General features: G+C 58.8%; 22 protein-coding genes. 11 read left to right on the top strand and 11 right to left on the bottom strand.

The features are described from left to right. Positions 1–10 precede the first annotated feature (10 nt). From ugpA to ACUNV4_RS07880, 5 genes are all read left to right on the top strand, one after another. Positions 11–892, top strand: coding sequence for a sn-glycerol-3-phosphate ABC transporter permease UgpA (gene ugpA / locus ACUNV4_RS07900; RefSeq protein WP_430877966.1), 882 nt, complete (start codon positions 11–13; stop codon positions 890–892). Next, complete coding sequence (gene ugpE / locus ACUNV4_RS07895; RefSeq protein ID WP_430877965.1) at positions 892–1,737, top strand: sn-glycerol-3-phosphate ABC transporter permease UgpE; 846 nt, start codon at positions 892–894, stop codon at positions 1,735–1,737. The genes ugpA and ugpE overlap by 1 nt, the downstream gene beginning before the upstream one ends. Positions 1,738–1,746: 9 nt before the next feature. After that, positions 1,747–2,805 carry a sn-glycerol-3-phosphate ABC transporter ATP-binding protein UgpC gene (gene ugpC / locus ACUNV4_RS07890; protein ID WP_430877964.1) on the top strand — a complete coding sequence of 353 codons (1,059 nt, stop codon included), beginning with the start codon at positions 1,747–1,749 and terminating at the stop codon, positions 2,803–2,805. 150 nt (positions 2,806–2,955) lie between these two features. Further along, entirely contained in the window at positions 2,956–4,146 is a 1,191-nt protein-coding gene (locus ACUNV4_RS07885) for an ammonium transporter (protein ID WP_430877963.1), read from the top strand. A gap of 9 nt (positions 4,147–4,155) precedes the next feature. Continuing rightward, positions 4,156–4,848: a nitroreductase gene (locus tag ACUNV4_RS07880; RefSeq protein ID WP_430877962.1), complete on the top strand. Its 693-nt coding sequence runs from the start codon at positions 4,156–4,158 to the stop codon at positions 4,846–4,848. Here ACUNV4_RS07880 and ACUNV4_RS07875 read toward each other — a convergent pair. From ACUNV4_RS07875 to ACUNV4_RS07835, 9 genes are all read right to left on the bottom strand, one after another. Further along, on the bottom strand, positions 4,845–5,939 hold the full coding sequence (locus ACUNV4_RS07875) for an acetyl-CoA C-acyltransferase (protein WP_430878298.1): 1,095 nt from the start codon (positions 5,937–5,939) through the stop codon (positions 4,845–4,847). The two genes, ACUNV4_RS07880 and ACUNV4_RS07875, sit on opposite strands and share 4 nt — an antisense overlap. A gap of 5 nt (positions 5,940–5,944) precedes the next feature. Then, the gene (locus ACUNV4_RS07870; protein ID WP_430877961.1) at positions 5,945–7,351 is read right to left on the bottom strand and encodes an AMP-binding protein; all 1,407 of its coding nucleotides are present in this window, start codon (positions 7,349–7,351) and stop codon (positions 5,945–5,947) included. Positions 7,352–7,611: 260 nt separating this feature from the next. Beyond that, the gene (locus ACUNV4_RS07865) at positions 7,612–9,354 is read right to left on the bottom strand and encodes a SulP family inorganic anion transporter (RefSeq protein ID WP_430877960.1); all 1,743 of its coding nucleotides are present in this window, start codon (positions 9,352–9,354) and stop codon (positions 7,612–7,614) included. A gap of 191 nt (positions 9,355–9,545) precedes the next feature. Beyond that, positions 9,546–10,544, bottom strand: coding sequence for a DUF4432 family protein (locus tag ACUNV4_RS07860; RefSeq protein WP_430877959.1), 999 nt, complete (start codon positions 10,542–10,544; stop codon positions 9,546–9,548). After that, entirely contained in the window at positions 10,541–12,079 is a 1,539-nt protein-coding gene (locus tag ACUNV4_RS07855) for a sulfatase (RefSeq protein ID WP_430877958.1), read from the bottom strand. Before ACUNV4_RS07855 ends, ACUNV4_RS07860 begins: the two co-directional genes overlap by 4 nt. 8 nt (positions 12,080–12,087) lie before the next feature. Further along, positions 12,088–12,909: a carbohydrate ABC transporter permease gene (locus ACUNV4_RS07850; RefSeq protein WP_430877957.1), complete on the bottom strand. Its 822-nt coding sequence runs from the start codon at positions 12,907–12,909 to the stop codon at positions 12,088–12,090. Next, a complete protein-coding gene (locus tag ACUNV4_RS07845; RefSeq protein WP_430877956.1) occupies positions 12,906–13,787 on the bottom strand; it encodes a carbohydrate ABC transporter permease in 882 nt (293 codons plus the stop codon). The genes ACUNV4_RS07850 and ACUNV4_RS07845 overlap by 4 nt, the downstream gene beginning before the upstream one ends. A gap of 222 nt (positions 13,788–14,009) precedes the next feature. Then, positions 14,010–15,362 (bottom strand): ABC transporter substrate-binding protein, encoded by a 1,353-nt coding sequence (locus ACUNV4_RS07840; protein WP_430877955.1) that lies wholly within the window; start codon positions 15,360–15,362, stop codon positions 14,010–14,012. A 211-nt stretch (positions 15,363–15,573) separates the two neighbouring features. Beyond that, positions 15,574–16,557 (bottom strand): LysR family transcriptional regulator, encoded by a 984-nt coding sequence (locus tag ACUNV4_RS07835; protein WP_430877954.1) that lies wholly within the window; start codon positions 16,555–16,557, stop codon positions 15,574–15,576. Positions 16,558–16,647: 90 nt separating this feature from the next. Between ACUNV4_RS07835 and ACUNV4_RS07830 the strand changes: the two genes are divergently transcribed. From ACUNV4_RS07830 to ACUNV4_RS07820, 3 genes are read left to right on the top strand one after another with little or no spacing between them, the layout of a single operon-like run. Continuing rightward, a complete protein-coding gene (locus tag ACUNV4_RS07830) occupies positions 16,648–17,646 on the top strand; it encodes a tripartite tricarboxylate transporter substrate binding protein (RefSeq protein ID WP_430877953.1) in 999 nt (332 codons plus the stop codon). A gap of 56 nt (positions 17,647–17,702) precedes the next feature. Then, positions 17,703–18,212 carry a tripartite tricarboxylate transporter TctB family protein gene (locus ACUNV4_RS07825; RefSeq protein ID WP_430877952.1) on the top strand — a complete coding sequence of 170 codons (510 nt, stop codon included), beginning with the start codon at positions 17,703–17,705 and terminating at the stop codon, positions 18,210–18,212. Beyond that, complete coding sequence (locus ACUNV4_RS07820) at positions 18,212–19,729, top strand: tripartite tricarboxylate transporter permease (protein WP_430877951.1); 1,518 nt, start codon at positions 18,212–18,214, stop codon at positions 19,727–19,729. The genes ACUNV4_RS07825 and ACUNV4_RS07820 overlap by 1 nt, the downstream gene beginning before the upstream one ends. An 11-nt stretch (positions 19,730–19,740) precedes the next feature. Here the strand turns inward: ACUNV4_RS07820 and sseA are convergent, their stop codons facing one another. Next, on the bottom strand, positions 19,741–20,577 hold the full coding sequence (gene sseA, locus ACUNV4_RS07815; RefSeq protein ID WP_430877950.1) for a 3-mercaptopyruvate sulfurtransferase: 837 nt from the start codon (positions 20,575–20,577) through the stop codon (positions 19,741–19,743). 258 nt (positions 20,578–20,835) lie between these two features. On the opposite strand from sseA, the gene ACUNV4_RS07810 reads away from it, so the two are divergent. Further along, positions 20,836–21,321, top strand: coding sequence for a c-type cytochrome (locus ACUNV4_RS07810; RefSeq protein WP_430877949.1), 486 nt, complete (start codon positions 20,836–20,838; stop codon positions 21,319–21,321). Positions 21,322–21,377: 56 nt separating this feature from the next. Then, positions 21,378–22,055 (top strand): cytochrome b/b6 domain-containing protein, encoded by a 678-nt coding sequence (locus ACUNV4_RS07805; RefSeq protein ID WP_430877948.1) that lies wholly within the window; start codon positions 21,378–21,380, stop codon positions 22,053–22,055. Positions 22,056–22,146: 91 nt separating this feature from the next. Here the strand turns inward: ACUNV4_RS07805 and ACUNV4_RS07800 are convergent, their stop codons facing one another. Further along, entirely contained in the window at positions 22,147–22,776 is a 630-nt protein-coding gene (locus ACUNV4_RS07800; protein ID WP_430877947.1) for a glutathione S-transferase N-terminal domain-containing protein, read from the bottom strand. 416 nt (positions 22,777–23,192) lie between these two features. Between ACUNV4_RS07800 and ACUNV4_RS07795 the strand changes: the two genes are divergently transcribed. Continuing rightward, entirely contained in the window at positions 23,193–23,564 is a 372-nt protein-coding gene (locus ACUNV4_RS07795) for a hypothetical protein (protein WP_430877946.1), read from the top strand. Positions 23,565–23,569: the final 5 nt, after the last annotated feature.

Raw genomic sequence — 23,569 nt, 5'->3', positions numbered from 1 at the left:
GACACTGTCCGTGGATAAACGCGTGACCTTCAAGGGCTGGCGACTACCGGTCCTGTTGATACTGCCGCAAGCTCTGATCACGGCGGTCTTCTTCTTCTGGCCAGCCGGCCAGGCCATCTATCAGTCGGCCTTCATCCCCGACCCGTTCGGCCTGAAATCGCAATTCGTCGGCTTCGGCAATTTCGAATACCTGTTCTCCGACCCCTATTATCTGGCCTCGTTCAAGACCACGGCCGTGTTCTCCATTCTGGTCACCGTGGTGTCGATGAGCGTGGCACTATGGCTGGCCCTCATGGCCGATCGCATCATCAAGGGCGCGGGCACCTACCGCACCTTCCTGATCTGGCCGTATGCCGTGGCGCCCGCCGTGGCCGGTGTGCTGTGGCTGTTCATGTTCAACCCCAATGTCGGCATCGCCAGCTGGTATCTGGATCTGATGGGCTACGACTGGAATCACAAGCTCAATAGTGGCCAGGCCATGTGGCTGGTCGTGCTGGCCTCCTCCTGGGGGCGCATCAGTTACAACTTCCTGTTCTTCCTCGCCGGTCTGCAGGCCGTGCCCAAAAGCGTCATCGAGGCGGCGGCCATCGACGGCGCACATTTCTGGCGGCGATTCTGGACCATCGTCTTTCCCCTGCTGTCCCCCACCACCTTCTTCCTGCTGGTGGTCAACATCGTCTACGCCTTTTTCGAGACCTTCGGCGTCATCCACACCATTACCTCGGGCGGTCCGCAGCAGGCCACTACCATCCTGGTCTACAAGGTATTTGCCGACGGCTTCGTTGGCCAGGATCTGGGCTCATCGGCGGCCCAGTCGGTCGTGTTGCTGGTCGTGGTCGGACTGCTGACGATCATACAGTTCAAGTTCATCGAACGACGGGTGCACTACTGATGAGTGGCATGGTAGAGAAAACCGGCAAGGCCACCTGGCTGATTCATCTGGGACTGATCATCGGTATCGGTATCGTCTGCTTTCCGATCTATCTGGCCTTTGTCGCCTCATCGGTGTCCCAGGCCGAACTGGTTCGGCCACCGATGCCATTGCTACCGGGCAATCAGCTGGTCGAGAATTACACGCGGGCACTGTTCTCCGGCATCAACGCACCCGTGTGGCGAATGCTGATGAACTCCATGATCATGGCGCTGGGTATCGCCATCGGCAAGATCATCATCTCGCTGATGTCCGCCTTTGCCATCGTCTACTTCCGCTTCCCGATGCGTGGACTGTTCTTCTGGCTCATCTTCATGACCTTGATGCTGCCGGTCGAGGTGAGAATCGTGCCCACCTATGTGGTGGTGGCCGATTTCGGCATGCTCAACAGCTACTCGGGACTGATACTGCCCCTGGTTGCATCGGCGACTGCCACCTTTCTTTTCCGGCAGTTCTACATGACCGTGCCCGATGAACTGGCTGAAGCGGCCCGAGTCGATGGTGCGTCCCCCATGCGTTTCTTCATCGATATCCTTCTGCCGATGTCACGTACCAACATTGCAGCCCTGTTCGTCATCCTGTTCATCTATGGCTGGAACCAGTATCTGTGGCCCCTGCTGATGACTACCGACCCGGAGATGAACACCATCGTCATGGGCATCAAGCAGATGTTTCCGTCGGGAGATGATCTGACTGACTGGCCGCTGATCATGGCAACGGCTCTGCTGGCCATGTTGCCTCCGGTGATGGTCGTCGTCTTCATGCAGAAACTCTTCATCAAAGGCCTGGTGGAAACCGAGAAATAAAGCACGCACATGTCAACTGTCACACTCAACGACGTCCGCAAGTCCTATGGTCGCGATGAAATCATCCACGGCGTCAATATCGACATCGCCGACAAGGAGTTCATTGTCGTCGTCGGCCCATCCGGCTGCGGCAAGTCCACCTTGTTGCGCATGATTGCCGGTCTGGAAACCATCAGCGATGGCTCCATCAGTATCGACGGTCAGGTCGTCAACAAGCTCGAGCCCATGGAACGCAATATCGCCATGGTGTTTCAGAACTACGCACTGTATCCGCACATGAGTGTGTTCGACAACATGGCCTACAGCCTGAAGATTGCCAGACTGGGCAAACAGGAGATACGCGATCGGGTGGAAAAGGCCGCCTCACTGCTGCAGCTCAGTGACTACCTGAAGCGCAAACCTCGCGAGCTCTCGGGCGGACAACGACAACGTGTCGCCATGGGACGTGCCATCGTGCGCAAGCCCGCCGTGTTCCTGTTCGATGAACCTCTGTCGAATCTGGATGCCAAATTGCGGGTGCAGATGCGACTGGAGATCCGCAAACTGCAACGTGAACTGGGAGTCACCTCGGTCTATGTCACCCACGACCAGGTCGAGGCGATGACACTCGGTGATCGGCTCATGGTGCTCAACGGCGGGCATGTGGAACAGTTCGGCACACCCATCGAACTCTATGAAAGACCTGCTTCCCGATTCGTCGCCGATTTCATCGGCAGCCCTTCCATGAACATGCTGAGCGGCACGGCAGGCAGCGGCGGCATCACTCTGGAAAACGGTGCGTTCATCGCCAGCGAAACTCGAACCACCGGCCCGGTCCAGCTGGGCATTCGGCCGGAACATCTGGTACTTGATGAAAACGGCCCACTGGTTCTGGAGGCCTCCATGGTCGAGCAGCTGGGATCCAACACACTGGTACATGGATTCCTGTCGGGAACCGGGAAGGCACTGGTTGCCAGCCTGCAGGGCGTTCACAGCGAAGCCTCCATCGGGCCGGCTCTGCAGTTCGATGTGCCGCCGGCTGCGCAACATGTTTTCGACGCGGATACCGGCAAGCGCCTGGATGATTGATCATCGATTGGCGAATCGATGAGAACAGGCAGAATCGTGCAGAACAGAACCGTAATCTCCAGGCTTTTCACGAAATGATCGAAGGAAGTGCTGCCACTTGCAGTATCTGATTGGTATCATTCTCCGCTTTTTCATCTGGACAAGCTCACCATGGAATCACTGCAAGCGGGCAGCGACGTCGTCTTCGTACTGCTGGGAGCCATCCTGGTGCTGTTCATGCATTCGGGCTTTGCCTTTCTGGAAGTCGGTACTGTCAGGGAAAAGAACCAGGTCAACGCTCTGGTCAAGATCTTCACCGATTTTGCCGTGTGCACCGTTGCCTATTTCCTGATCGGCTACCCGCTGGCCTACGGCATCGATTTTCTGGCCCCTGCCTCCGAGCTGGCCGTCAACAACGGCTATGAGCTGGTGAAATTCTTTTTCCTGCTGACCTTCGCAGCGGCCATCCCGGCCATCATCTCCGGTGGCATTGCCGAACGTGCGCGCTTCTATCCGCAGGTCATGGCATCGATCATCATCGTGGCGCTGGTCTATCCTTTCTTCGAGGGTATTGTCTGGAACGGCAACCTGGGTTTCCAGGCCTGGCTTGAAGCAACCACAGGGGCGCCATTCCACGATTTTGCCGGTTCCATCGTTGTCCATGCCATGGGTGGCTGGCTGGCCCTTGGCGCCGTCATCCTGCTGGGAGCACGTCAGGGGCGATACAGCCGCAATGGCAACCCTGGCGCCAACTTCGCACCGAGCAGCATTCCGTTTCTGGCACTCGGCGCCTGGATCCTGACCGTTGGCTGGTTCGGCTTCAATGTCATGTCGGCCCAGAGCGTTGCCGGGGTCAGTGGCCTGGTTGCCATGAACTCACTGATGGCCATGGCCGGCGGTGCCATAGCTGCACTGATTGCCGGTCGTGCAGATCCGGGCTTTTTGCACAATGGCCCATTGGCCGGACTTGTGGCCGTTTGTGCCGGCTCGGATGTCATGCACCCGATCGGCTCACTGATTGTCGGGGGTGTCGCTGGCGCCCTGTTTGTCGGTGCCTTCACACTTGCCCAGAATCGATTGCGCATCGATGATGTGCTGGGAGTCTGGCCACTGCACGGGCTGTGCGGCGCCTGGGGCGGAATTGCAGCAGGCATATTCGGCATGGAAGCACTGGGCGGACTGGGTGGTGTCAATCTTCTCAGCCAGCTGATCGGAACCCTGGCGGGCATCACCATAGCCACCGTCAGCGGATTCATCATCTATGGTCTGCTGAAGAAGCTGGTCGGCATACGACTGTCCGAAGAGGAGGAGTTCAATGGTGCCGACCTGAGCATCCACAAGATTTCCTCGACTACGCACTGAGGCATGGTCGTGGTCTCTGCAACTCCGAACAGCGTCGACGAAGTGCTTCGTCGTCGTTACTCGGTGCGTGGATTCCTGCCGGATCCTGTACCCCGCGACACACTGGCCGAATTGCTCACCCTGGCACGACTGGCGCCCAGCGGCGCCAATCTGCAACCGGGCAGTTTTCATGTCCTGACCGGCAAGGCCTTGAATGAATTGTCACAGACACTGGATGATGCCATTACCTCCGGCACCCCCGAGGTATCGGAGTACAGCTACTTTCCAGACCCCATGCCCGCGGAGCTGAAAGCGCGACAACGCGCTGCCGGCTATGCCCTCTATGAGGCTCTGGGCATTGGCCGCCGGGATACCCGCGCCAGACGGGAGCAGTTCCGTCGCAACTATCGCTTCTTCGACGCTCCCGTGGGCATCGTTGTCAGTATCCAGCGTGACATGGGCAAAGGGTGTTTCATGGACCTGGGGATGGCCCTGATGGCATTCTTCCTGGCGGCGGAAAGTCGTGGTCTGGGCGCCACCGGTATCGGTGCGCTGGCCCGCCATGCTGATGTCGTACACCGGGCACTGGATCTGGACGCCTCGGAAATGGTTGTCTGCGGCATGGCCGTGGGCAGGCCCGATCCCGAGCAAGCCGTGAACCGCTGCCGGACCGAACGAGACCCACTCGATGTCTATACGCGCTTCCTTGGATTTGACGACTAGGCTTGCATCAACAGCGCGGTTCCCAGTCCACCCGCTGCGGCAATGGCTGCCAGGCCCTGTCCACTACTGGCAGACAGCTCACTGAACAGACGTACTGCAAGCACAGCCCCTGATGCGCCGATTGGATGACCTCGCGCCAGCGCGCCGCCAGAGACATTGACCACACCGGGGTCGATATTCGTCAACTTGATGCAGGCAAGCGCCTGCGCCGCGTAGGCTTCCATGATCTCGACACGATTCAGATGCCGAGCCTCGACCTGACCGCTTCGAAGAACCGCCTGCATGGCGGCGACAGGCGCTGAGCCGGGAAAATCCGGGTCGGCCCCCAGGGTTTTGCCCGCGCACAGACGAACACCTGGCAAGCCCAGCTCCCTGGCCTGGCTCCTGGACATGACGACACAGAAGGCAGCAGCATCGGCGGCAACCGCGGTATTGGCGTGGGAGATACTACCGGAGATCCGTCTTGCCCTGCGGCACAGGGCCGGTGTCAGATGCCGGCTGAAAGGGTCGCTGCTCACCCCGTTCAACGCAACGATCTCCCTGCTCAGCAATGTGCTCGCTGCCAGAGCCTTGCAATGACTGTCCATGGCCCATGCATCCTGTTCGCCCGCATCGATTCCCAGAGACACGGCCAGTGCATCGGCAGCATCGGCCATGTCCGGGTCCCGGTCCGGCCAGGGTGTGAAGGGTGGTTGCTCATAAGGCTCAGGGACAGACGAACCTGGCATCAGGCGCAATCGTTGTGGACGCTGCGAATAACTCTCCACGCCACCGGCAATGACAATCCGGGCAGCCCCGGCGGCAATCAGGGCCTCGGCAAGCAGCAGCGCATCCAGTCCGCTACAGCACTGCCTGTCAATGCTGAGACCAGCCACGGTTTCCGGCAAGCCTGCTGCCAGTGCAACCACTCTGGCAGGATTCCCGCCAGCACCCAACGCATTGCCAACGATGACCTCGTCGACCTGTTCGGCATCAATCCCGCTGTCCGCCAGACAGGCCTGGATCACCGGTGCAGACAGCTGATGCAGATTCAACGCGGACAAGGCCCCGCCTCTGGGCGCAACGGCGGTGCGCCGGGCGGCAACGATCATGCTGCTCACAAGGATGTCACCAAAGTCTGGATTCGCACGATGTCCGGTTTGCCTGCGTCCAGATATGGCAGGCTATCCAGAAACAGTATCTCCCTGGGTGCCAGCGTCGCGCCGAGCCGCTCTCTGGCGAAACTCAGCAACTGCCTGCGCCATTGCTCATCGAAACTGCCTTCCACTACGGCCAGCAGCACCTCGCCGCGCAAGGCATCCTGCCGTGTGACAACCACACAATGCTCTACTGTTGCATGCTGTAACAGAACGGCTTCTATCTCCTCGAGATACACACGGGTATCGGCAACATTCGCCTGCCGCGCCTTGCGTCCACGCAGAAACAGAAACCCTGCCTCGTCCAGCTGCCCGCATTCACCGATGGACAGATAGCCATCTCGCCATCGAGTATCGCGCCAGCCTCCCTGAGAGTAGCCGGAAAACAGGTACGGGCTGCTCACCCATATTTCACCTTCCGCCGTGGTCATCTCACCCTCCTCATCCAGTATCTTCAGCTTGACACCGGGATAGGCGCATCCAACCGAGCCTTCGGGCGTCTGCTGATTACTCATGGTAATGAAGCTGGTCTCCGAGGCACCATAGAATTCGACAATGGCTGCATTGTTGAACAGTTCGCTCAGTGCGTGTCTGGTCATCTCGTCGAGCTTGCCGCCTCCGCACAGGACATGGCGCAGGCCTGGTACCTGCTGCTGGCCGAACGCAGGACGCGCCCGACACAACAGGCGCGCCTGTGCAGGCGTCAGGTAGAGCACCGATGTCTGCAGTTCCTTCAAGGCAGACAGCTGCCTGTCAGGTCGTAGATCACCGATGAGATGCAGATCTGCACCGATATGGCAGGCTTCCAGGCTCGCGTACAACGGTAGCGAATGCGACAATCGCCCCACGATGGCATAGCTGTCATCAGCCGTTGCCTGCAACATCCGGGCGTTGACCTCGAAACTGCTGATCCACGATTGCTGGGATCGCTGTATCCGGCGGGCCTCCCCTGAGGTACCGGAACTCAGGCACTGAAGGTACAGCTCCTCATTTTTCGTCGAAACAGGAGAGGCTGCAGTCACGCCGGCTAGCGCTGGTGTCACTTCGTCATCCACGTTCTCGTCGAGACGGACCGAATCCGAACCATCCGGGATCACGCAAAACGGACTGAGTGCCTGCACTGCCTGAAAAACCTGACGCAAGCCATGCTCGGTCGTGTCATCCCTGATGAAGCGCAGTTCCGGCACGCACCGCTGGCCCGAGTCGGTATCGTGACCAGCAACGCGAGCCTGCTCCTGGTCAATCCCGGGCAGTTGCCTCGCTGATGAGACGGAGGATGGCATCATCAGTACACGTCCGCTGGCGTCGCGCACGGACGTCGCGTGATGCAGTCGGAACACGGACTTGGGCTCGCTGGTATCAATCACGCAGCAACTGTAGCATCGTTGTGCCGGGATGAAACGACGGATTTGTCTTGAAAAACCGGCCGCTACAAGCCGTTCAAGCACTTCAAGCACTTCAAGCACTTCAAGCACTTCAAGCACTTCAAGCACTTCAAGCACTCAAGCACTCAAGCACTCAAGCACTTCAAGCACTTCAAGCACTTCAAGCCATCAAGCACTCAATCCCTTCAATTACTGCTCGATATTGCCAGAGCCTGGCGACCGCAGTGGCAATCACTCAGGCATCAGCCAGCGGCCAGCCCGGTCACCTCAGGCAGGCGCTCATCACCTTGGGGAATGGCTTGCAGGGCCTGTTCGATGGACCGCGAGAAAGCCACCATCGGTTCGTGCACCCCGTAACTGGCCAGCTGTTCAACCAGTTCGCTCGACACGCCGGTAAACACCAGTTGCAGCCCGCGTCGCTGACTCTTGGCGGCCAGCCCTTCCAGTGTATTTGCCGCAGTGGAGTCGATGAACGGCACCTCTGTGAAATCCACGATCAGCACCTTGCAACCATCGGCAATTTCATCCAGAACCGTGCCGATGGAACCGGCCGCACCGAAGAAGAATACACCGGTGATGCGAAAGACAACCACTTCCGGGTTGGATGCCAAAGCTTCGTCATAGGGCTTGCGGACTTCGGCATCATCCGCCTGATCCTCCTCCACCCAGGGGCGATGCGTGCTGATCGCCGTAGTACGCGACATGCGATGGATGAACAGGACAGAACCCAGTGCAAAGCCTACGATGATCGCTTCCATCAGATCGCGAAAGATGGTCAATGACAGCGTTGCAAGCAGCACAGCCGCATCACCACGCGACGCCCGCAGCAACATGGCAATGGCGTGTTTCTCGATCATGTTCCAGGCAACAATGGCCAGCACACCCGCCAGGCTCGCCAGGGGAATATAACTGGCAACCGGCGCTGCCAGCAGGATGAACAGCAACAGGAACACGGCATGCATCATGCCCGCCACAGGTCCATGCGCCCCTACCCGGACATTGGTAGCGGTTCTGGCGATCGTGCCGGTCACACAGATACCACCGAAAAATCCGGAGGCGATATTGGCGATACCTTGCGCCACCAGCTCACAGTTGGAACGATGACGTCGCCCTGTCATGCCGTCGGCCACCACGGCAGACAGCAGGGATTCGATGGATCCCAGCAAGGCAAAGGACAGGGCCACTGGCAGCAGATCGATCAACTTGCCCAGTGAGACCTCCGGCATGGCCGGTACGGGAAAACTGTTGGGGATGCCCCCGAACGCCGTACCGATGGTACTCAATGGCAGCTTGAGCAAGGCTGTCAGAATGGAGGTCGCGACGATGGCGATCAGCATGCCCGGCCATTGCGGACGCAGCTGTTTGAGCACCACGATGATGCCGATGGTAAGCAGTGACAGACAGAGGGTCGTGATGTCCACCGTCGGCAGGCTATGCCAGATGAGTGGCAACTTCTCCAGCAAGGCGCCAGGTTCCGGGCCATCCAGTGTCAGACCCAGAAGTTCCTTGATCTGACTGGCGAAGATGATGACGGCGATACCGGCGGTGAATCCGATGGTCACCGGATACGGTATGAACTTGATATAGCTCCCCAGTTGCAGATAGCCCGCCAGCATCAGGAATACGCCAGACATGATCGTGGCAAGGAACAGCCCCTGCATGCCATGCAGTTGTACGGTTGTCGCCACCAGAACGATGAAGGCCCCGGCAGGACCGCCTATCTGAAAGCGACTACCGCCCAGCGCGGATACCAGAAAACCACCGATGACGGCGGTGTACAGACCTTGCGCGGGACTTGCGCCAGAGGCGATGGCGATTGCCATGGACAGCGGCAATGCCACGATCGCGACTGTCAGTCCGGCCAGCAGATCGGAACGGAACTGGGCCAGCCCGTAGTGCTCCTGCAGAATGGTCACGAGCTTGGGTGTGAACAGTTCGACAAAGCGTTGCCGACTGGCCGTGCGGCTTGAGCTCTGCCTGTTCATGTCCGATGACCGGGCGGATTGCCACACACACTCAAGGGCGCTGGTAGCTCATGGACCGCAGTCACAGAACGGGCAGTCCGCCCGAAGCCATTCAATGTTGCATAGTTCGACTGCACAAGTCACCCCATGGAGAACGCGCTCACCATACTCCGCTTCACCCCATAATTCCAGCCGAGTTGTGGAACAGGTGTTCACGGGTCGTTGAAGGACACCTGCAGTCTGAGCGTCTTGCATTCTCCCGGTGCCAGTTCGCCCGGGCGTCGACTGCCGCCTTGCGCGGTACGTTCACTGGACGCGGGCTCCAGCGCCAGGATGCGATGACCGGGACGTGGGTCCTGCCACACTTGCAGCCAGGGCAACTCATCACAGAACGAAGTCAACGTCATGTCCACTGCCGGCCAGGTTTCACACGCCGAACGTTGCAGGCGTGTCACCAGTGATGTCTGTCCCTCGGCCGAAAAACAGCAGACCAGGGGTTCATGGCCTGAGCCGAGTGGCGCGTGCAGTGCGTCAAGGTTCACAGGGTCCAACCCCACGGTCAGGCGCATGTCACCTTGAATGGCGGGAAAGCCCAGATTCATGTGGTACAGGGTATCGAAGGGTGCTGTCGAATGACCGATGTTCTCCACCCGGTCTTCCAGGGTGAAACTCATGCCTCCCACCGGCATGACGATGCACCGCTGCACCCGATAAGCCTGCTTGCTCAGATGCGCACAGGTCCACTCGCCTTCGCACACCAGTGCCGGTGTTGCCAGACGCCAGTCCTCTACCTGCCGGGTGATTCTTGCCGGGGTCAGAGTATGACTGCCATGCAAGGGCGCCCCGGTTGTCGAGTGCCGAACACTGTCGTAGCCGCAGGTCACCAGAAAACCGGACAGAGCCCGCTCGATACCGCTGCCGTCATCGGCAAAGGGATCATGGCGAGACGGTGAGATGAATCCATTGGGATGCTGCCAGGCCATCGGCATGCCGCGCCACGACACGGGGCCGATGTCCATCGACCGATCGGGGAGCACCCACATGTCCAGGCCCCCACCGCTGGACAGAACCGATGCGCGCTGCTCTCCCTCCGGGCCATCCAGCAATCGAAGCGCCCTGACAGAGGCCAGCTGCCTGAGGTCACCGGTGTGCAGACGCAGATCGGCAGCATTCATGCCCATGGGCGCGCCGCACTGCCTCTTTGAGCTCACGCCTCGTCTGCCGTTGCCTGCGAACCTGGAAACACGCGCTCGAGAGCTTCGGGTGGTGCCGACATGTCGTTCATCAACTGCTTCATCGAACGGATCATTCGTGCTTCGACAACCTCGTCCGTGACTGCCGCGGTCTGCCCCGGATCGTTCGCCAGATCATAGAGACGCGTTTCGTCTTCCAGCAGGGCGCCCGGGCCATAGACGTTGTACATCGGCGAGCGCTCGATCACGGGCACCTTCAGTACCGGTGTCCCTTGCGAATAGTCGCCAGCCTGGACCAGGTCCGCAGCCGCCAGTTCCTCGGGGGTGAAGAAATCGAAGATATGGGTTGGCATCAGGGTGTACTGATAGATTTCCTGATTGGCCAGATCGGCCGGAAATCGATGATAGCTATGCAGACCATCCGTGACATTGACAGCCCCGCCAAAGTAGCCATAGAGACAGGCATCGCGCTTCGAGGTCAGCCCGTCAATCAGTGGCAGCAGGGAATGGGAGGCCATTCTGTCGGGCACGGCACAGTCGTGCAGATCAAGAAATGTTGCTGCCAGATCAGCTGTCTGCGTCAATTCCTTACAGCGCGTTCCCGCACTTGCGGCACGCCGAGGGTCATGCACGAACAGAGGAATATGCGCAATCTCCTCATAGATGTTCTGCCTGTTCTTGGCCCAGAAATCATGTTCTCCCAGCAGGAATCCATGATCGGTCGTGACCACCAGGGCCGTATCCTCCCACAGGTTCTGCGCATCGAACTCGTCCAGAACACGTCCGAGAAGATCGTCACAGAGAGCCACAGTTGCATAATAGTTGGCGCGCAGTTCCTCGCACTCCTCTGGCAGGTCTTCCACCCGGCCGTAACGCGGCCAATCCAGAACAGGGCCGTCCCAGTCGGTTGAGAAGGCTTCCCTGAAACGCTCCGGTGCATGAAACGGCTCGTGAGGATCAAAGGTTTCTATCTGCACGAGCCAGTCATCCGCCTGGCCGTGCTGGCGCAGAAACTCGAGGCCCGCGCCAACCACCTGCACCGATGGAAACTCGGCCTCTTCACGAATGGACTCACGATTGACGATGTTCTGAGCCTTGTAGTTGCCACGCTCGGTGGAAAACTGCGTGTGGTGATACCTTTCCCGCAAGCGTTCCCATGGTGGCTGGACCATGGCTTTCCAGGGATCGCCCTCCTGTCCGCGAATGAATTCATAGGAATCATAGCGATTGTGGTAGGTGGCACCGCCATCTTCCCAGTAATGAAAATGATCGGTGATCAGATGACTGCGAGTCCCCATCTGCTCGGCAAGAACCTCGGTAAAACAGGTGTCGAACGGCTCTATCGGCCCCCAGCTGCGGTGCAGAAAGCTCTGCCGGCCGGTGAGCAGATCGCGCCTGGCCGGCAGACAGGGCATCGACCCGATGTAGTGCTTGTCGAAAGTCACACAGCGCTGTGCCAGACGGTCGAAATTCGGCGTCGCGATACGTGTCCCACCATAGGGTGACAGCAGGTGCCGGTTCAGCGAATCCAGAAGAAAGAAGACGGTTTTCATGTAATCACCTACTTGAGAGCGCCTGAGGTCAGGCCTCGAACGATGAAGCGCTGTGCAAACAGCAGAAGAATGACAGCGGGCAAAATGGACAGCGTCGATGCAGCTGCCATCTCGGTAAAGGCAATCGTGTTTTCCTGCGCATATTTGCCTATGCCGATAGGCACCGTTGCCGTACTGCGCTGACTCAAGGTCAGAGTCACGGCAAACTCGTTCCAGCTGAAAATGAAACTCAGAATGCCGGCAGCTGCCAGTCCCGGGCGAACCAGCGGCACGATCACGAACCGCAGGATGTCCGGTGTCCGTGCATTGTCCAGCTGAGCGGCCTCAACCAGCTCACTGGGCACATTGCGCACGAACACACCCATCATCCACAGCGCCATCGGCAGGTTGAGCGTGGTGTGAGCCAGAATCAGTCCCAGCCAGGTGTCGTCCAGGCCCACCGTGCGAAACAGGGTATACCAGGCGCCTGCCAGCGTGATCGGAGGCACCATGTGAAACACTACCGACCAACCCAGCAGACTGTGCAGCACCCAGCCTGGCCAGCGCATGCGATAGAGCGAATATGCCCCCAAGGTGGCAACCAGCAATACCAGTGCGGTACTGATGGTGCCGATCACCAGGGAGTTGGTGAAATTCCGGGTGAAGTCGGATGTGCCGGAAAACAGGACATCACGATAGCCCTGCAGATTGGGCGTGAACAGGAATTTTCCCATGAGCAGATCTATCTGCGTCTTGAAGCTGGCAGCCACGATCCAGCCGAACGGGAACAGGACGACAAGGGCAAACAGGACAAGAATCAGGTGCCGGAAGACACTCTGTCGGGATTTCATGAATCAGCCTCCGAGTCCTTGCGGCGCATGATGCGCGAGACGCTGGCAATGGCCAAGGCAATGACAGCAAAGGTAGCCACTGACATCGCTGCACCATAGCCGGCCTGATCCTCGGTAAAGAATCGCCGGTAGATGGTGAAACTGATCACTTCCGTGGACGTGCCCGGCCCCCCTCCTGTCAGCAGATAGACTTCGTCGAAGACCTTGAATGCCAGAATCATGCGGAACAGGAAGGTCACGATGATGGACGGCATCATCAGCGGCAGAGTGATGTAACGCAGCTCGCGCCAGCCGGTGGCCCCATCCAGTCTCGAGGCTTCATAGATGTCCTCCGGCAGACTCTGCAGACCGGCCAGCAACAACAGAAAGCAGAAGGGTGTCCAGTGCCAGACATCAACCACGATCACCGACCACAGTGCCAGTGACGAACTGCCCAGCCAGTCCTGTGGTGTCAAGCCGAGGAACATCAGCACCTGATTGATGACACCGAAATCGTAGCTGTACATCAGCTTCCAGATGGCTCCGATGATGATACCCGGCACCAGAATGGGAAGGATGAAGATGGTGCGATACACCAGTTGTCCGCGCGTGACACGAAGCGTCAACAGGGCCAGCCAGAAGCCCAGAACCATCTGGAAGCTCACCGCAGCCACGGCGAAGATCAGCGTATTGACAATGCCGGCAGTAAACAGTGTGTCCTTCAGCAGGCGTGTGTAGTTGGACAGGCCAACCCAGTCCCAGTGCGCCACACGCTCGCGCCACTCCACCTCGTGAACACTGAGTGCAAACAGACTGGCCAATGGCAGCACAGTCAACAGAAGAAACAGCAGAAGAGTTGGCGACAGGGTCAGGTAACGCCACAGGGTCATTGATCGCATGACGGCTATTCAGGGCCAGGGTAGATGAATCGGCAGATACCGGTCGACGCTTTCTTCCGTCGAGCAGCAGGGGAAAGCGCTGCCTGCCAGGCAGGCAGCGATCCGTGTCAATACAAGTCAGACGCTTCTCGCAGCGCCAGACTCAAGACTCAAGACTCAAGACTCAAGACTCAAGACTCAAGACTCAAGACTCAAGACCAGAGCCGGGGCCGGGGCCGGGGCTCACAGATCATCCAGCTGCGGTGCCTCGTACCCCGCCGCCACCATCAGCTCATGGATCTCCGAGGCTGCCATGTTCAGTGCCTCCTTCAGTTCGAGTTCACCGGAGATGGCCTGATTGAAACGCAATTCGGTCACCGCCAGTACCTGCGACGCTTCCGGAATGACGAATGTCAGCTTAGCCGTCGGGATGGCATCCGCCATCGCCTTCATCCAGCGAAAACCCCGCTCCTGCGCCAGATCCGACTCCAGCACGGCTCGGGAAACAGGAGCAGAACCAGCCCTGGCATAGGCAATCTGTGCGTCATCGGTCTGGAACCAGCTCAGAAACGCCAGTGCTGCCTTCTTTTCCGCATCGGGAATATTTCGGGGTACCCCTGCCAGCCAGTGTCCCAGAGGCGGCGATGACGGGTAATCTGCCGTTGCCGGAGGTGCCGCGTAGCCGACCTGATCCACCACGGCGGACTTGGTCGGATCATCGAACAGCCCCGGCGACAGCACCGCCAGGATATGCCCGGCCCGGCCGGTCGACATGTTCTGGATGACATTGGTCTGCGTCTGACCCGCCGTGGAAGGATGCCCCACCTCACTGGCCAGCTTCAGATAGGTCTGCATTCCCGCAAAGGTTTCCGGGCTGTTGATGGTAACGGTGAAATCGCCACCTTTCTGGTCGGCGAACAGGGCACCCCCATGACTCCAGATGTAGGGCAGGACATCATAGGTCACGTCGAACGCACCCCGCTGGCCTCGTTGCGATATCCCATAGCGTTTTGGTGGATCATTCAGAACCCTGGCGTTGGCAAGCAGTTCGTCCCAGGTTGCCGGCACCGACAGCCCATGTTCTTCGTACAAGTCTTCACGATAATGCAACAACGGGATATTCGGATTGACCGGCACCGAATACAGTTCGCCACTCTCTGCGCTGATCAGGCCCTTGTCGGCATCCCAGTAGGGAGAATCATCGAAGGTATAGATATCCGGGCTCAGGGCGAAGTCAGCATCGATGTCGGTCAAGGGCTGCATGAAGCCTCCCTTGTAGAATTCGACAAAGAACCCGGCGTTCATGATCAGCAGGTCGAACGGGCTCTGCTCGGTACGCACGGCAGTGCGCTGCTTTTCCAGACTGCCGGCAAATGGATTGACATCCAGCTCAACCTCGTTTCCGGTTTCCTCAACGTATTTCTCTACCACACTCTGGAATCCCGGAAACCAGGGTGACTGATTGATAACGATGGTGATCGGCGCTTCTGCCGCGGTGGCCAGCGATGACAACAACAGCGTTCCCATTGCCATTGTCGACATCAGCAGGCGCCTGCCGGCCAGAGGCCGACGGTCTTCATTCGTGTGATTGCTCATTCGTCGTGGTTCTCCAAGGATACGGTCTGACTGGAATGCTGACTGGCGGTGTCATGCCAGTGCAGAGTGATTCAGTCAGTGCCTGCAAGGAGAACACCGAATGCCTCATAAAACCAATGATGAATATTCAACAAGCCATAGCTTCAAGCTATGGGACGATGAGACCTCGAAACGGTGTCTGCACAGATGACGCCCACGTCTGACACCCGCATCAGTTGACCGGGTGTTGTCGGCAGTAATCGCGCAAGCGGTGCATCACGAACTCCGTCGCGCTGGACGGCAGCGATCTGCTGCGGGTGATGATTCCGGCACTGCGGGACACCTTGATATCCGGAACATCCAGCGCTACCAGCGAGGCAAAGTTCGGAACCCACCGTGCAGCACTGCCGGTATAGGTAAGGCAATCCGATGCGGCAACCATGGCGAGAATGAATGCCAGGGAATCCGACTCGGTCACGCGATCGGGCTGAGGCAGTCCGGCAGCCATCAATCTGGCATCGAACTTCTGACGAGCGAAGGTGCGCTCGGGCGGCAAGGCCCAGGACTGTTCGATGAGATCCTGCAGACTGACCCTGGCTGCCTTGAGAAGTGGATGCCTGGCACGGCACCACACAACCAGATCATCTTCGGTGAGCACTTCCACGGCAAAGGCTTCCCGGTTCTCGGCCAGCGCCGTTTCGGCTACCACGAAATCCAGATCACCCGAAGCCAGCCCTTGCAATAATGACTGATCGAACCCGCCGGTCACATGTACCTCGATTCCCGGTCGCTCCGCCGTGACCTGCGCGATGGTCTCGGGCAAATGCTGACGCAACCAGGAGGGTCCGGCGCCGATTCTCACCTTGCCTACCCCACCCTCGCGCAAGGTATCCAGATCACGCACGGCGTCTTCGAGCTGCACCTCTACCAACCTGGCATGCTCCAGCAGGCGCTCACCGAAAACCGTAGGCTGCACCCCGCGCGGCAGACGCTCGAACAAGGGCACACCGAGGCGGTGCTCCAGCAGACCGATGGCCTTGGTCAGCGTGGGCTGAGCAATGTTCAGAGCCTCGGCAGCCCGGGTGATGCTGCCATGCTCGGCAGTACGCAGCAGGTAGACGAGCTGTCGAAAGTCGACACTCGGATGCGTCTCTTTCTTGTCGGACACAGGCTTGTACAAGGGTGGATGGTCGTAACGAGTGTATCGCCAGACCATGCTCAGCGGTTGCAAGTTCTCGTTCGAAAATGCTATTAATGGGAATCAGTTGCGGCCACAGCCGCCCTCACTCCTCAAGACTGCCTCGACATGATCAAGAAATTTCTTGCCTGCCTTGCCACGACCCTCATTTTCGCCAGTACCACGATACAGGCTGAGGATTATCCGGAGCGCGAAGTACTGGGTGTGGTGATGTGGGGAGCCGGAGGCGCGACGGATACCGTGGCCCGAGCCATCAATCCTGCCGCTGAAGAAGCCCTTGGCAAGCCCATTGTGGTACTCAACAAGGCTGGCGGTGCGGGCGCCATCTCCACCGCCTTCGTCAACACCGCACCTGCCGACGGATATACCTTTCTCTATGGAGCCGAGAATCCGCAACTGCACCCGGTCATGGGTGTCGCCGATCTGGATTACTCGTCTTTCTACCCCGTCCGCATTCTGGGCCGTGGAGTCGCGGTGATCACGGTTCCTGCCGATTCGACATACCAGACCATGGAAGAGCTTCTGGCAGATATCAAGGCCAATCCAGGTCAGGTGCTGATGGGCTCCACAGGTCCGGGCGGACTGCCGAGTACGGTTGCTGCCCTGATTGCCAACTCCGCCGATTTCGACGTGACACCCATTCCTTTTGGTGGTGAGGGTCCCGGCCTGACGGCCATGCTGGGCAAGGAAGTGGATTTCATGCCAGCGGGCATTTCCGCCGCGGCCGAACAGATCAAGGCCGGAACCGTTCGCGCGCTGGCTGTGGTCAACGACGCACCCATGGACTCACTGCCGGGCATCCCTGCCATCACCGACGCGCTGCCCGATATGGCTCGATACCTGCCCTGGGGACCGTTCTACGGCGTTTTCGTGCGTCAGGATGTCTCCGACGACATCAAGGCAACGCTGGTCAGTGCATTCGAGCAGGCGTCGCAGGACGAGCAGTACCAGACCTTCATGACCAATGCCGGCAATATTCTGATGGACCTCAGTGGTGCCGAAGCCACGGCGTTTCTGCAACACTGGCAGCAGGTGACTGCCTGGGTCTTGCAGGATACCGGGGCTGCGAAGGTGAGTCCGGAAAGTCTCGGAATTGAACGCCCCTGAACGTCTCGAGGCCAACCGGTATCGGCAGATTCGCCTGCAGGCGCTGATCATTCTTCGTGTCTCACCAACCTCCTTCCTCACAACCCAGGCGCGGTGAACGGCTGTTCATCGTGGTGCTGATCGTCTTCAGCAGCGCTGCGCTCTGGCAGGCATGGCTCATTGCCGGCTTCTCGAAGCTGTCATCGCCCGGTGTCTTCCCGATGCTGGCAGCAGGGGTCATGCTGGTGTCCGGCCTGTGCGCCTTGCGCGGCAAGACAGCGACAAGTGCTGCCACTGAGCCAGCTGCCGGCAGCTCATCTGACAACAACACCGTCATGCAGGTTCTGCCTGTGCGTGTGGTGCTCATGGCAGGCTTGCTGGTTCTGTACGTACTGGCCATGCCAACCCTGGGATTTCTGCTGGACTCCGGGCTGTTTCTGCTGGCCAGCTTCTGCTACCTGTGGAAGAGGCCATTCTGGCTGTCACTGGTGACCAGCCTGTTGTCACTCCTTGTCATACATCTACTGTTTCGTGTGGTCTTTCAGGTGATTCTGCCAACCGGTGTCATCCCGGGTCTGTTCCTCTGATGCAGGACGCTCTGGGGTATTTCGCGATCGCCTGGCTGGATCCCTGGCTGTTGTTCCTGACCGCTGCCGGGACGTTTTCCGGCATCTATGTGGGCGCCATTCCCGGCTTGTCGGTCACCATGGCCACTTCCATCCTGATTTCCTTCACCTTCAAGTGGGAAGTCAATGAAGCACTGGCGCTGATCAGCGGGGTATTCATCGGCGGAGTCTACGGCGGCTCTCGCACCGCCATTCTGCTCAATATTCCGGGGGCACCAAGCGCCATTGCCAGCGCTCTGGATGGCTATCCGATGGCGCAGCAAGGCAAGGCCGGAGAGGCCATCGGCCTGACCACCCTGATGAGTGTCTTCGGCGGCTTCATCGGTATTCTGGCTCTGGCGCTGTTCGCACCACTGATTTCCGATATTGCCCTGATGTTCAACTCACGCGACTATCTGCTGCTGGGCCTTATCGGCATCACGCTGGTAGGCACCCTGTCGGGGGAGAGTTTTGCCAAGGGTGCTTTTGCCGGCGCTCTGGGAGTACTGATCAGCATGGTCGGTCTGGATCCCATGACGGCCGAAGGCCGCTTTACCTTCGGCAGCGTGACGCTGATGGGCGGCATTCCCTATATTGCCGCCATGATCGGCTTCTTTGGCGTGTCCGAGGCGCTGGTGCAATTGCGCCAGCTCGATCTGCCTGTCGTGCGCCAGAGAATCGGCCGTATCCTGCCCGCCTGGTCCAGTGTCAAACGCTACTTCTGGCTCGCCCTGCGCAGTTCGGGCATCGGTACGGTCATCGGCGCATTGCCGGGTACCGGTGGTGATATCGCCGCCCTGCTGGCCTACGACCATGCCAAACGTTCCACACTGCGTCCGCAGGTGCCGTTCGGCAAGGGTGCCACGGAAGGGTTGGTTGCTCCGGAAAGCGCCAACAACGCTGCCGTCGGCGGTGCGCATATTCCCATGCTGACCCTCGGCATTCCCGGTGATGCCGTGACAGCGGTGATCATCGGCGCACTGTTCATCCATGGACTGAAACCCGGCCCCCTGCTGCTGGTGGAGACACCACATCTGTTCTGGTTCATCGTCGGCTCCCTGACGCTGGCGAACGTCTTCCTGTTGCTGTTCGGACTGACCGGTGTACGCATATTCACCCGTATCGTGGAGTGTCCGAAGGCCGTGATGATTCCACTGATCATCGTCCTGTCCGCGGTGGGCACCTACGCCATCCAGAACAACGTGACACATGTCTACTGGATGCTGCTGTTCGGTCTCGTCGGTTACTTCATGAAGATTTACGGATTTCAGGTGGGACCCGTGATTCTCGGCGTCATTCTCGGGCCGATGATGGATTCCAACTACCGGCGAGCCATGCTGGGTGCCCGTGGAGACATCAGCACCTTCCTGTGGAACTTTGTCTCGCACCCCATCAGCTTCGTTCTGAGCATGGCGTTCCTCGGCATTCTTCTGTCACAACTGCCATGGGTGCAACAGTGGCGCCAGCGACGCGCGGACAATCAAGCCCCTTCACCTTGACAGCCGCCCTGTCAGCCAGAGGCAACCGGCATGTCTTCCAGCGCGCCCCATTCGGTCCAGGAACCGTCGTACAGTGCCACGTCCGACACACCGATACACTCCAGTGCCAAACTGATGATTGCAGCCGTGACCCCTGAACCACAGGTGGTGATCACGGCACGCTCCGACGAGACTCCCCGACTGGTCAGTATTGTCCGCAACTGTTCGTTCGGCTTCAGAAAACCGTTATCCAGCAGATCGGTGAAAGGCATGCTCACGCTGCCAGGCACATGCCCGCTACGCAAGCCCGGCCTGACCTCTTTCTCTTCTCCGAGAAAACGCGCCTCGGAACGCGCATCGAGCACCAGCGACTCGCCAGTCTGCGACGCCTTGAGCACATCCGTTGACGATGCGACAGCAAAGGCCGCCTGTCCGATCGAGAAGTGGGCAGGCTCAGGTTCCGGTACGCCAGACTCCAGCGGAAAACCCGCCTGAAGCCAGGCCGGCAAGCCACCATCGAGCACGAAAACCTGCCTGGCGCCAAAATGACGCAGCATCCACCAGAGCCTGGCCGCCGAGAACAGACCGAGTGAATCGTAGACGACGATGCAGTGAGACTCCGAGATGCCAAGCTGACTCATGACGCGGCTGAACTGCTCGGCACCGGGCATCATGTGGGGCAGCTGCGACGGACTCGAGTGCTGATCCAGATCGAAAAAGACCGCACCTGGCACATGCTGCCGTTCATGTTCCGCACGGGAATCACGCCCGCTGGCCGGCATGTGCCAGGATGTGTCGATGATTCGGACAGTTTCGTCGTGCAGATGATCATGCAGCCATCCGGCCGTGACCAGGGGTCTGTCATTCATGTGTTGTATTCTCCATCGGTTGGCAGGAATGCCACTGAACGAACGCGACGACAGAGTGATGCTGACGCGCCCTCTGCTCAGCCTGACAGAGCGACCGCGCAACGGCCTTGCCCAATCGATTCACGTCGCAAAAAAGTTACATCGCCGATACATACGAACAGATATAGTTTGCTAGTGTCTTACAGCAGAATCGGTTTTCCTGACATTCTATCCGAACATTCTCGCCCAACGAGCAACCATCGAGGAAGAAGCAGAAACATGATGAACAAGAAACTGGCACTGGCAACTGCCTGCACCTGCTGCGTACTGATTGCCTCCAGCACCTTCAGCCTTGCGGAAGATGGCCCCTACGACAATGCCATCAAGGCGCGTCAGGGCATGTTCCAGCTCTACAGCTTCAATGTCGGCATTTTGAGCGACATGGCCAAGGAAAAGATCCCCTACGACGCCGACATCGCAAGCGAAGCCGCCAACAACCTCAGCGCTGCTGCCAATCTGGGACAAAGCCAGTTCTGGCCCGCGGGGTCGGATAACGAAACCGACGGCAACATGGCCACTCGGGCCAAGCCGGAAATCTGGGAGACCTACCCTGCCATTACCGAAAAGGCCGCTGCCCTGTCGGACGCCGTGGCAGCTCTGGTGCCGGTTGCCGGTAGTGGCCTCGGTGAACTGCAAGGCGCCATCGGCGATGTGGGTGCCTCCTGCAAGGGCTGCCACGACGACTTTCGAGCCAAATCGAAGTAATTGCCGATCACAATGTTGCCAAGGCCATAAAACCGAAATCCGACGCAGACTCGCTCATGGATACCGATTATCGCAAGGTCAGGGTATGGGATATCTGGATCAGACTCTTCCACTGGAGTCTGGTCGTCAGCGTCGGATTTCTGTTGATCAGTGGCGAGACGGGCTGGCAGTTCTTCGACTGGCACCGAACGGCAGGTGAGCTGGTACTGATGCTGATCGTCTTTCGCATTCTGTGGGGTATTCTCGGCAGCAGCAATGCCCGGATTCAGGCGTTGTTTCAAAGCCCTGTCGCCGGTCTGCAGCACCTCGGCAAGCTGTTGCGCCGAGAGTCACACAGCGAGCGTGGCCATAACGCCGCCGGTAGCTGGGCGGTGCTTGCCATGCTGCTCATCCTGACGGTCCAGGCCGTTACCGGGTTCTTCATTGCCGATGAAGACGAATTCCTCGAAGGTGCCTTGTACGGTACGCTCTCGAACTCCTCGACCGCCCTGGCCTATCGGATTCATCATCTGAATGCGCAGCTGATCCAGATCGTCATTGCCGTGCATGTATTCATGGTATTTGCCTACCTGCTCTACGCGCGTACGAACCTGATCGGACCAATGATTACCGGCTGGATGCGCTGGCCTGACAGGCAAACGCTGCCTGATACACATTTTCAGAAATTCTGGCCGGGCTTGCTGCTGTTGGCAGCGTCCGCCGGTGTGATCGGCTACATCGCTGGCTGGTTCTGAGCGGCGCTTCGGCACATGACCGGCACCCGGCTTTCCGGGTGATGCCGGCAGGTTCCTGCACTCACGGTAGCGAGCTTCCCTGCACGCCGCTTCACGGCATTGGAATGGCCTGATCCGTAGTCGGTTGAGCGTAACCTCGCTGAAATCCGGGACGTTCTGCCAGTTCCAGATACCAGCGCCTGACGTGTGAGTAGTCATTCAGGTCGATGCGCTGGAATTCGAACCGTGAAGCCCACGGCCAGATGGCCATGTCCGCGATGCTGAGCTCATCACCCGCGACATAGCGGTTGGTTTCCAGTTGCCGGTCGAGCACACCATAGAGACGTTGAGCCTCCGTGAAATAGCGATTCTCCGCATACTCTGACACGCCGGCATTGAAACGCAGGAAGTGATGGGCCTGTCCCAGCATCGGTCCGAAGCCACCCATTTGCCACATCAACCATTCCAGCGTTCGCCAGTATTGCGCAGAGCCTTCCGGTCCCAGAAACCGCCCGGATTTCCTGGCCAGATACATCAGGATCGCTCCGGATTCGAACACACTGGTTTCGCCATCCCGAATGGCCGGAATCTTGTTGTTCGGACTGATCGCGAGAAACTCGGCAGCAAATTGATCATCCTTGCCGATGTTGATCGGATGAACCGCGTAGTCCAGTCCCATCTCTTCCAGTGCGATGGAGATCTTGCGCCCGTTGGGTGTACCCCATGTGTAGAGTTCGATCATGGCTTCCTGTGAATGTAGGGAGTGACGGCCTTCGGATAGCGGAGCGTACCAGGCCGAGAATCACATGCGGTCAACATGCTACCGGACCGTAGCTTAGCATTTCATCGAATCCGACAGTAACGGCATTATCATGCCGTCATTCTCGTCGATTAAATCGTAAGCATGTTAAATACTACAGTGATTCGTCCTGTTTCTGGACGAATCGTGGGCTGATTGCCCAGCAAGTATGGCGTTCGGCAAGAAAAATCACCTATGATCTTGCTGTGCTGATCCTGAATGTCGATTCAAGATACTGCATGTAGAGATAGTGAAACCAGGCGCTGACCTTGCGGCCAGTGCTCGAAGACTCTCTGCCTCGCTGTACTCTCCGGGTACCGTCACTCTGGCGAACCTACCATTCAGGGTTGAAAATTCGCATGCCAACTGCAAGTCCGTATTCCTGTTTTTCGGTCTATCACTCCGTGCTGGAGCCATGGACGCGACTCGCAGCGGGTGCTCCGGACGTCATCAATCTGCGCATGACGGCCATGCCCTGGCTGTGGCTTCTGGATCCTGCCAAGGCCATGGCCGAGTCGCAGCGCATGGTGACCGAGAAACACGATGCCTGGAATGAAACCATGCTCGCCATCTGTCACGCCCCCATGCACATCTGGTTCGAAACTCTGGGTGCGAGCTGGAGCCGTGCGCCTCATGTGGCCTTCAATGAAGCAGTGATCAACAGCAGTCGACGCGTGGCCCGGCCATCAAACAGCCGCGTACGGGCCAACCGCAGCCGCCTGTCCGGCTGAGGCAG

This window comes from Granulosicoccus sp. 3-233 (genome assembly GCF_052681095.1).
The sequence above is the reverse complement of the archived record's forward strand: the minus strand, read 5'-3'. Positions and strand labels throughout refer to the sequence as shown.

Excerpts from the sequence above, each read along its gene's own strand:
- ACUNV4_RS07855 (WP_430877958.1), bottom strand. The coding sequence starts at position 12,079 with ATGAAAACCGTCTTCTTTCTTCTGGATTCGCTGAACCGGCACCTGCTG.
- sseA (WP_430877950.1), bottom strand. The coding sequence starts at position 20,577 with ATGAATGACAGACCCCTGGTCACGGCCGGATGGCTGCATGATCATCTG.
- ACUNV4_RS07885 (WP_430877963.1), top strand. The coding sequence starts at position 2,956 with ATGGAATCACTGCAAGCGGGCAGCGACGTCGTCTTCGTACTGCTGGGA.
- ACUNV4_RS07820 (WP_430877951.1), top strand. The coding sequence starts at position 18,212 with ATGCAGGACGCTCTGGGGTATTTCGCGATCGCCTGGCTGGATCCCTGG.
- ACUNV4_RS07865 (WP_430877960.1), bottom strand. The coding sequence starts at position 9,354 with ATGAACAGGCAGAGCTCAAGCCGCACGGCCAGTCGGCAACGCTTTGTC.
- ugpC (WP_430877964.1), top strand. The coding sequence starts at position 1,747 with ATGTCAACTGTCACACTCAACGACGTCCGCAAGTCCTATGGTCGCGAT.
- ACUNV4_RS07875 (WP_430878298.1), bottom strand. The coding sequence starts at position 5,939 with ATGATCGTTGCCGCCCGGCGCACCGCCGTTGCGCCCAGAGGCGGGGCC.
- ACUNV4_RS07830 (WP_430877953.1), top strand. The coding sequence starts at position 16,648 with ATGATCAAGAAATTTCTTGCCTGCCTTGCCACGACCCTCATTTTCGCC.
- ugpE (WP_430877965.1), top strand. The coding sequence starts at position 892 with ATGAGTGGCATGGTAGAGAAAACCGGCAAGGCCACCTGGCTGATTCAT.
- ACUNV4_RS07795 (WP_430877946.1), top strand. The coding sequence starts at position 23,193 with ATGCCAACTGCAAGTCCGTATTCCTGTTTTTCGGTCTATCACTCCGTG.
- ACUNV4_RS07840 (WP_430877955.1), bottom strand. The coding sequence starts at position 15,362 with ATGAGCAATCACACGAATGAAGACCGTCGGCCTCTGGCCGGCAGGCGC.
- ACUNV4_RS07835 (WP_430877954.1), bottom strand. The coding sequence starts at position 16,557 with ATGGTCTGGCGATACACTCGTTACGACCATCCACCCTTGTACAAGCCT.
- ACUNV4_RS07805 (WP_430877948.1), top strand. The coding sequence starts at position 21,378 with ATGGATACCGATTATCGCAAGGTCAGGGTATGGGATATCTGGATCAGA.
- ACUNV4_RS07845 (WP_430877956.1), bottom strand. The coding sequence starts at position 13,787 with ATGCGATCAATGACCCTGTGGCGTTACCTGACCCTGTCGCCAACTCTT.
- ACUNV4_RS07810 (WP_430877949.1), top strand. The coding sequence starts at position 20,836 with ATGATGAACAAGAAACTGGCACTGGCAACTGCCTGCACCTGCTGCGTA.
- ACUNV4_RS07850 (WP_430877957.1), bottom strand. The coding sequence starts at position 12,909 with ATGAAATCCCGACAGAGTGTCTTCCGGCACCTGATTCTTGTCCTGTTT.
- ACUNV4_RS07800 (WP_430877947.1), bottom strand. The coding sequence starts at position 22,776 with ATGATCGAACTCTACACATGGGGTACACCCAACGGGCGCAAGATCTCC.